Genomic DNA, 7,950 nt, shown 5'->3' with positions numbered 1-7,950 from the left:
GCCGAGGGCTCCGTCGCCACGGAGGTCGTGCTGCGCGAGTCGACGCCGCGCCGGGACTGAGCCGGGGCTGAGACCCGCGGCCAGCCACCCGCGCGCCGCGGCCCCAAGTCCGGTTGCGCCGCGAAGGCCGGCTCGCGGCATCCGATCTGGGATGAGGCGGATGCCCCCGCGTCAAGACCCGTGCGTCCCAGCACGGGTTCGTGGGAAGATACTGGCCTGCCAAAGACGGTCCCATCGTGAGGTGCACCATGAACCCCTTCCTCGCCGCGCTCCAGATCCTCGCGCTGCTCATCGGAAGCGTCGCCTGCCTGGTGGCGCTCGCCGCCGTGTCGGATTCGCCGCTCCTTCGCCGCCGACGGCCCGAGCAGCGCTCCGCGGCCGGCCGGAAGGCCGAGCAGCCGGCGGATGACGCCGAGCTCCCGTCCGGGCCCCGCGTGCGCAGCGCCGGCTGACGCCGCTTCGACGGGCCGCCGCGCACGGCGCTCACCGACTCGCCGACACGCCTGGTCGCAGCAGCGAGTGGTCACGATCGGCGCTCTCGCGCGCCCGCACCCCGCCAGAAGTGACCACTCGGCGTTCCGGGTGGGCGCGTCGCCGCGTGCTGCGCCCCGGTCGCAGCGCTCCGGCGCCGCGCCGGCGCCGCCGCGCGTGCGGCCGCCCCGCACAGGGGTGTTGCGCATTCGCCATGCCTGTCCTACACTCGGGTAAACGCTTTCCCGCAGCGAAGCGGCGGCTCCCGCCTCCGCCCGCTCCCGGCTCGAACAGGAATCCACCGTGGCAGAGCAGACCACCCCGCAGACCGACCAGCAGACCCGCGACCAGCACACCGCGCCGGCGCCGCAGACCATCGGCATCATCATGAACGGCGTCTCGGGCCGCATGGGCTACCGGCAGCACCTCGTGCGCTCGATCCTCGCGATCCGCGAGCAGGGCGGCGTGCTCCTCGCCGACGGCGAGACCCGCGTGCAGGTCGAGCCCATCCTCGTCGGCCGCAGCGAGAAGAAGCTCGCCGACCTCGCCGCGAAGCACGGCATCGAGCACTACACGACGAACCTCGACGAGGCGCTCGCCGACGACCGCTGGCAGATCTACGCCGACTTCCTCGTCACCAAGGCACGGGCGCAGGCCATCAAGAAGGCGATCGCCGCGGGCAAGGCCATCTACACCGAGAAGCCCACCGCCGAGTCCTTCGAGGAGGCGCTCGAGCTCGCGCGCCTCGCCGAGGAGGCCGGCATCAAGAACGGCGTCGTGCACGACAAGCTCTACCTCCCGGGCCTGCAGAAGCTGAAGCGGCTCATCGACTCGGGATTCTTCGGGCGCATCCTGAGCGTGCGCGGCGAGTTCGGCTACTGGGTCTTCGAGGGCGATTGGCAGCCCGCGCAGCGGCCCAGCTGGAACTACCGCGCCGAGGACGGCGGCGGCATCATCGTGGACATGTTCCCCCATTGGAACTACGTGCTGGAGAATCTCTTCGGCCGCGTCGAGTCGGTGTACGCGCGTGCGGTCACCGAGATCCCCGAGCGCGTCGACGAGAAGGGCCACCCCTACGCGGCCACCGCCGACGACGCCGCCTACGCGATCTTCGAGCTCGAGGGCGGCGTGGTCGCGCAGCTCAACTCGAGCTGGACGACGCGCGTGAACCGCGACGAGCTCGTCGAGTTCCAGGTCGACGGCACGCACGGCTCGGCCGTGGTCGGCCTGTTCGGCTGCAAGATCCAGCCCCGCAACGCCACGCCGAAGCCGGTGTGGAACCCCGATCTCGCCGACGAGCACGACTACGCCGCCGACTGGATCGAGTCCCCCGGCAACCGCGAGTTCGAGAACGGCTTCAAGACGCAGTGGGAGGAGTTCATCCGCCACGTCGTCGAGGACGCCCCGAACCACTACGACTTCCTCGCCGGCGCGCGCGGCGTGCTCCTCGCCGAGGAGGGCCTCAAGTCCTCCGCCGAGGGCCGCCGCATCACACTGCCGGTCGTGACGCTCGACGGCCCGTCCACGGATGCCGCGAGCACCACGGATGCCGCGGCGCCGGCGTCCGTCGAGGCCCCCGAGCTGACCGGGGCGCGCTGACCATGACCGCGATCACCCTCATCGACGGCACCGGCGACCTGCGCGCCGTGCCGCTCGCGGAGGCGCCGGCGTTCTCGAAGCCGCGGCATCCCCTCACGAGCCGGATCGCCTACGCGGCCGCGCACGTGGTGCCCAAGCCGTTCGCCGACAACACGCCCGGCGAGCCGGCCGACATCGACTGGGACGCGACGCTCGCGTTCCGCCACCATGTGTGGTCGTGGGGGCTCGGCGTCGCCGACGCGATGGACACCGCGCAGCGCAACATGGGGCTCGATGCCCTGGCCACGCGCGAGCTGATCAGCCGCAGTGCTGCGGAAGCGGCATCCGTCGGGGGCAGGCTGGTCGTGGGCGTGAACACCGACCACGTCGACGAGGAGCACATCTCGCTCGAGCAGGTCATCGACGCCTACAAGGAGCAGCTGCACCACACGGAGGACGCGGGTGCGGGCGTCGTGCTCATGGCGAGCCGGCATCTCGCGCGGGCGGCCCGCACGGCCGACGACTACCGCCGGGTGTACCGCGAGGTGCTCGCCGCGGCCGGCGGCCCCGTGGTGCTGCACTGGCTCGGGCCGGCGTTCGATCCGAGCCTCACCGGCTACTTCGGCTCCGCAGACACGGATGCCTCGGCGGCGACGCTCCTGCAGATCATCGAGTACAACCGCGACAAGGTGCAGGGCGTGAAGATGAGCCTGCTCGACGCCGACGCCGAGATCGCCGTGCGCGAGAAGCTCCCCGAGTCGGCGCGCATGTTCACGGGCGACGACTTCCACTACGTGGGGCTCATCGAGGGCGACGAGCGCGGCCACTCCGACGCACTGCTCGGCGCGTTCGCGGCGCTCGCGCCGAACGCGTCGGCGGCGATCCAGGCGCTCGACCGCGGCGACGTCGACGCGTACCGCGCGATCCTCGCGCCGACCGAGCCGCTCTCGCAGCAGGTCTTCGCCGCGCCGACGTACTACTACAAGACGGGCGTGGCGTTCCTGTCCTGGCTGAACGGCCACCAGGCCGCGTTCCAGATGGTGGGCGGCCTGCACGCCGCCCGCAGCCTGCCGCACCTGTCCCGCATCGTCGAACTGGCGAACGCTTCGGGCTCGCTCGAGCGGCCCGAGCTCGCGGCCGCCCGCTGGCATTCGCTGCTGACGCTCAACGGCATCGACGTCACGGCGGCGGTCCCGGAATCCGCTGCCGATGAGGCGACCCCTGCGACGGCGGATGCCTCTGAGACGACGGACACCGCAGCCGAGGCCCCGTCCGACGACGTCGAGGTGCTCGCATGAGCGCCCACCCCCGCCTGTCGCTGAACCAGGCCACGATCAAGTACGCCTCGCTCGACGAGGCCCTCCAGGTCACCGCGGCCGGCGGCTACGAGTCGATCGGCCTGTGGCGCGAGCCGGTGCACGCGGTCGGCCTCGACGAGGCGGCGCGCCGCCTGGGCGACTCGGGCCTGCGCCTCTCGACCTACTGCCGCGGCGGCTTCTTCACCATGCCCGAGGGGCCCGCCCGGCGCGCGTCGATCGGCGACAACCTCCGGGGCATCGAGGAGACGGCCGCGCTCGCCGCCGCCGGTGCCGCCGGGTCCACCCCGATCTACGTGCTCGTCGCCGGAGGCATCCCCGAGGGGTCGACCGACCTGCTCGGCGCACGCGCTCGCGTCGCGGACGCCCTCGCCGAACTCGCCCCCGAGGCGCAGGCGGCTGGGGTGACCCTCGCGATCGAGCCGCTGCATCCCATGTACGCGTCGGATCGCGCCGTGGTCTCGACGCTGAAGCAGGCGCTCGACCTCGCGGCGCCCTTCGACCCCTCGGTGGTCGGCGTCACCGTCGACACGTTCCACGTCTGGTGGGACCCCGAGGTGCTGCCGCAGATCGCGCGCGCGGGCGCCGAGGGTCGCATCGCGACCTACCAGGTCTGCGACTGGAAGACCCCGCTGCCGGCCGACGTGCTCCTTGGCCGCCACTACCCGGGCGACGGCGTCATCGACTTCGCGTCGCTCACCGACGCGGTCGAGGCGACCGGCTACCGGGGCGACGTCGAGGTCGAGATCTTCAACCAGGAGATCTGGGACACGCCGTACGCCGAGGTCGTCGCGCGCACCGCCGCGGGCTTCGGCTCCGCGGTCGCGCCGCACCTCGCGGCATCCGTCACCGTCTGACGTTCCCCCGGCGCGCCCGCTCGAGGGAGGCGTAGAACACGACGTAGACGACGGCCGACAGCACGATGCCGCCGACGAACAGCCACGCGCTCGGCCGCTGCCACTGGAAGTCGCCGATCCGCACGACGATCGCGATGAGGATGCAGGCGAGGCTCGCCAGCTGGGCCTGGAACACGTGGCGGAACGCCGACCACCGGTCGTCCCAGAGCATCCACACGTTGACGAGGCCCGGCAGCGTGAGCACCGCGCCGACGACGCGGGCGGTGAGCGGGGTGACGTCCCACGCCCAGGCGCCGATGAGCAGCGACGGGGAGATGAAGAGCACCAGCCCGGTGACGGATGCCGCGGCGCCGACGAGCGCGAGCACGTACCGCCAGGGCGCGGCGATCTCGATGTCGTCGCCCTCGGGCATGCCGTCGTCCTCGCGGAGGTTCAGGATGATCGCGATGAGGATCAGCACGGGCGTGCAGGCGTAGAGCGTGGCCCACGTGATGAACGAGACGTGGCCGAAGTGGAAGCGGTCCCAGTGCAGGATCGTGGCGATGGCGAGCAGCGTCGCGAACACGAGCACCGCCGGGAACCCGTGCCGCACCCGATGCCAGCGCTTCTGCACCGCCACCTGCGCGAAGAACCAGATGCCGCCCGCGTAGGCGGAACCGAGCAGCATGGCCGTCATCGGCGGCGCGATCGTCCAGGCGAAGTGCTGCTCGGTGCCGCCCGGCAGCACGAGCAGCAGGAACGCGGCGGCGACGAGGAACGGGATGATCACGTAGGCGACCACGCGCGTGTAGGGCAGCACCCGGTCCTCGGGTCCGGCGTGGTGGTGCCGGTCGGGCGCGTGCGTTGCAGGTGCCGCGTCGCTCATGGGTGCCTCGTCGCTCATGGGTGCCTCCTCGGGATGGGTGGGCGGATGCCGCGTGCGCGGCAGTCGGTCAGGTGGTCGGCTCGGGCGTCCCACCGCGACCCAGGGCGATGGCGACGGCCTCATCGAGGGGAAGCCGGCGGCCCCGAGCACGAGCGGCCTCGAAGGTGCCCGCGGACGGCGAGGCGAGGAGCCCGTCGACGAACTGCTGGTGGAACGAGAACGACGGCGCGTCGTAGAGCCCGGTGCGCTCGCGTGCCACCTCCGCCGCGCCGAGGAGCGTGCCCGCCCGCACCACGTCGCCGGTGCCGGCCGCCACGGCCGTGAGCCCCTCGAGCCCGTAGGCGACCCCCTCGTCGTGGTGCAGCCGCTCGGAGTTGGCGAGGCTCTGCTCGAAGCACTCCCTCGCGACGTCGAAGGCGCCGAGGAGCACCTCGACCCAGCCGCGGTGGTGCAGCGCGATCGCCTCGCCGAGGTCGTCGTTCTGCCGCTTGGCGACCGCGATGCTCTCGTCGAAGCGGGCGAGCGCCGCCTGCACGTCCTGGCGGAACAGCGCCACTCGCCCGAGTGTCACGAGCGCCAGGGCCTCGCCCCAGTTGTCGCCGGCCTCACGGAACAGGGTCAGGCTCGCCTCGAGCGCCTCGTCGGCACGGGTCGCGTCGGGTTCGCGCGCCCCGAGCAGGGCCAGGCTGAGCGAGATGAGCGCCAGCGCCTCGCCCGAGCGCTCGCCCTCGCGCCGGAACAGCGCCGCGCTCTCGCCGAGTCCCGGCACCAGCCACTCGTCGGGGTCCCGCCAGAAGGCGATCGCACGGGTGAAGTACAGCGCCGTGGCACGCGTGAGGTCGTCGAGCTCGTCGCCCGAGTCGAGCGGTTCGCGCATCCACGCCTGCACCTCGCCGAGGTGCCCGTGCACCCACCAGTACACGTACAGCGTCCACGCGAAGTGCGCCGCGGTCGCCCACTGGCGCATGTCGAGCAGGTGCCGGGCGGCCGTGCGGAGGTTGTCGCCCTCCTCGGCCAGCCGGGTGATCCACTGCAGCTGGGCGGGCCCCTCGAGCTCGTACTCCGCCTGCTCGCCGAGGCGCAGGTAGTACCGGGCATGCCGGTCGCGCAGGCTGCGGGCGTCCTCGTGGCCGTCGAGCTCCGCGAGCGCGTACTCGCGCACCGTCGAGAGCATGGTGAACACCGCGCGGTCGCCGCGGTCCTGCTGGCGCACGRGGCTGCCGTCCACGAGCGCCGCGAGGTCGTCGATGGTGTCGGCGTCGGGGATGCCCTCCGCGATCCACTCGGCGGCGTCGAGGGTGAACCCGCCCGAGAAGAGGCCGAGCCGCGCGAGCAGCTCGCGCTGCGACTCGGTGAGCAGCTGCGTGCTCCACTCGATGGTGGACCGCATGGTGCGCTGGCGTTCGGGCAGGTCGCGTGCGCCGCCGCCGAGCACGAGCAGCCGGTTGCCGAGCCGTTGCAGGAGCTCGGCCGGGGCGAGCACACGGGCCCGGGCGGCCGCGAGCTCGAGCGCCAGGGGCACGCCGTCGAGCGCCGCGCAGATCCCCGCCACGTCGTCGACGTTGTCGGCGGTGAGCTCGAAGTCGGGCTGGGCCGCGCGCACGCGCTCCACGAACAGTGCGACCGCGGGCGACGCGAGCGCGCGCTCGACGTCGGCACCATGCCGCAGGTCGGGCAGCGGCAGCGGCCCCAGCTCGATGCCGTGCTCGCCCGAGATGCGCAGCAGGATCCGGCTGGTGGCGAGCACCGCGAGGCGCGGGGCATCCGTCAGCAGCGACCGGATCGTCGGGGCGGCCTCGACCACCTGCTCGACGTTGTCGAGGAGCAGGAGCATGCGCCGGTCGCGCACCGCCACGCGCAGCTTCTCGTCGAGCGTGCCGTCGCCCACGTCGATCACCCCGAGCGCGTTGGCGATCGCMACGGCGACCTGCGCCGGGTCGGTCACGGGCGAGAGGTCGACGAACGCGATGCCGCCGGTGAAGCGGTCGCGCACCCGGTTCGCGACGTCGAGGGAGAGCCGGCTCTTGCCGATGCCGCCGGGGCCTGTGAGCGTGACGAGCCGCACGTCGTCGTCGGAGAGCAGGTCGACGACCGCCTCGAGTTCGCGTTGGCGTCCGATCAGGGCGGAGAGCGCCGACGGCAGCGCGGACGTGCGCTCGACGGGGTCCGCCGTCTCGGCGACGGCAGCCGTCGCGCTCGTGAAGCGTTCGGCGAGCAGAGTCGCGAGATCGGCGCGCACGAGGTCGGCGAGCTGCTCGGCGTCGGTGAAGTAGGCGTACGAGGCGCGGTCGTCGGCCTTGATGCGTTCGAGGAGCTCCAGCAGCCGCGGCTCGCGGGTGCCGCCCTCCCGAACGTAGACGAGCTTGGGCAGCTGCGGGGGCGCCAGGCGGTACTCGTCCTCGAGTCCCGACAGCTCCTCGCCCGGAGCCACCCAGCCGTACTGCTCGCCGTACAGCCCCACGAAGATGTCGCTCTGCGCCAGGTAGGCGCGGTAGAGATCTCGCGGCGGATGCGGTCGGGCGCCGAGCTCGAACATGACCGGGGCCAGGCCCAGCTGCTCGACCGCGGCGCGCACCGCACGACGCTCGGCCGCCAGCTCGCGGAGTGTCGAGCTCACGAACACGCGGAGGCGCTGGTCAGGGGTGCGGATCGGCCGATCAGCCGGGCTCATGCTCAGAGTCTGTTCCTCCCGGCATCCGCCTGTAAATAGCCCGGTGGAAGCGCGAGCATGCGAGCCCCGCCCGGGCGGCCGTGGCGAGCATGCGAGCCCCGGCCGGGCGGCCGTCGCGCGTGGATGCTGGCGGCGCGACGGCGCCCGGCGGTACACTCGCGCCGTGGCGACCGACCGTCGCCGTCCTGACGC

Annotated in this window: 6 protein-coding genes; 4 read left to right on the top strand and 2 right to left on the bottom strand. The window is 72.8% G+C overall.

Annotated features, from left to right (window positions below):
• Positions 1–248: 248 nt before the first annotated feature.
• The 4 genes from AC1DY2_RS11285 to AC1DY2_RS11270 all read left to right on the top strand — a co-directional run bounded on the left by AC1DY2_RS11285 (position 249) and on the right by AC1DY2_RS11270 (position 4,222).
• Positions 249–452, top strand: a complete 204-nt coding sequence (locus AC1DY2_RS11285) for a hypothetical protein (protein ID WP_476762514.1) — start codon at positions 249–251, stop codon at positions 450–452.
• 406 nt (positions 453–858) lie between these two features.
• Entirely contained in the window at positions 859–2,070 is a 1,212-nt protein-coding gene (locus AC1DY2_RS11280) for a Gfo/Idh/MocA family protein (protein WP_476762515.1), read from the top strand.
• Between the two features lie 2 nt (positions 2,071–2,072).
• Positions 2,073–3,347: a dihydrodipicolinate synthase family protein gene (locus tag AC1DY2_RS11275; RefSeq protein ID WP_476762513.1), complete on the top strand. Its 1,275-nt coding sequence runs from the start codon at positions 2,073–2,075 to the stop codon at positions 3,345–3,347.
• Complete coding sequence (locus AC1DY2_RS11270; protein ID WP_476762512.1) at positions 3,344–4,222, top strand: sugar phosphate isomerase/epimerase family protein; 879 nt, start codon at positions 3,344–3,346, stop codon at positions 4,220–4,222. The genes AC1DY2_RS11275 and AC1DY2_RS11270 overlap by 4 nt, the downstream gene beginning before the upstream one ends.
• On the opposite strand, the gene AC1DY2_RS11265 is transcribed toward AC1DY2_RS11270, so the two are convergent.
• Both AC1DY2_RS11265 and AC1DY2_RS11260 read right to left on the bottom strand, forming a co-directional pair.
• Entirely contained in the window at positions 4,212–5,105 is an 894-nt protein-coding gene (locus AC1DY2_RS11265) for a hypothetical protein (RefSeq protein WP_476762511.1), read from the bottom strand. The two genes, AC1DY2_RS11270 and AC1DY2_RS11265, sit on opposite strands and share 11 nt — an antisense overlap.
• A 49-nt stretch (positions 5,106–5,154) precedes the next feature.
• The gene (locus AC1DY2_RS11260) at positions 5,155–7,758 is read right to left on the bottom strand and encodes an ATP-binding protein (protein ID WP_476762510.1); all 2,604 of its coding nucleotides are present in this window, start codon (positions 7,756–7,758) and stop codon (positions 5,155–5,157) included.
• Positions 7,759–7,950 lie beyond the last annotated feature (192 nt).

Source organism: Agromyces sp. P1_H4, from assembly GCF_056405255.1.
Note: the sequence above shows the minus strand (reverse complement) of the source record. Positions and strands in the feature narration are given on the sequence as shown.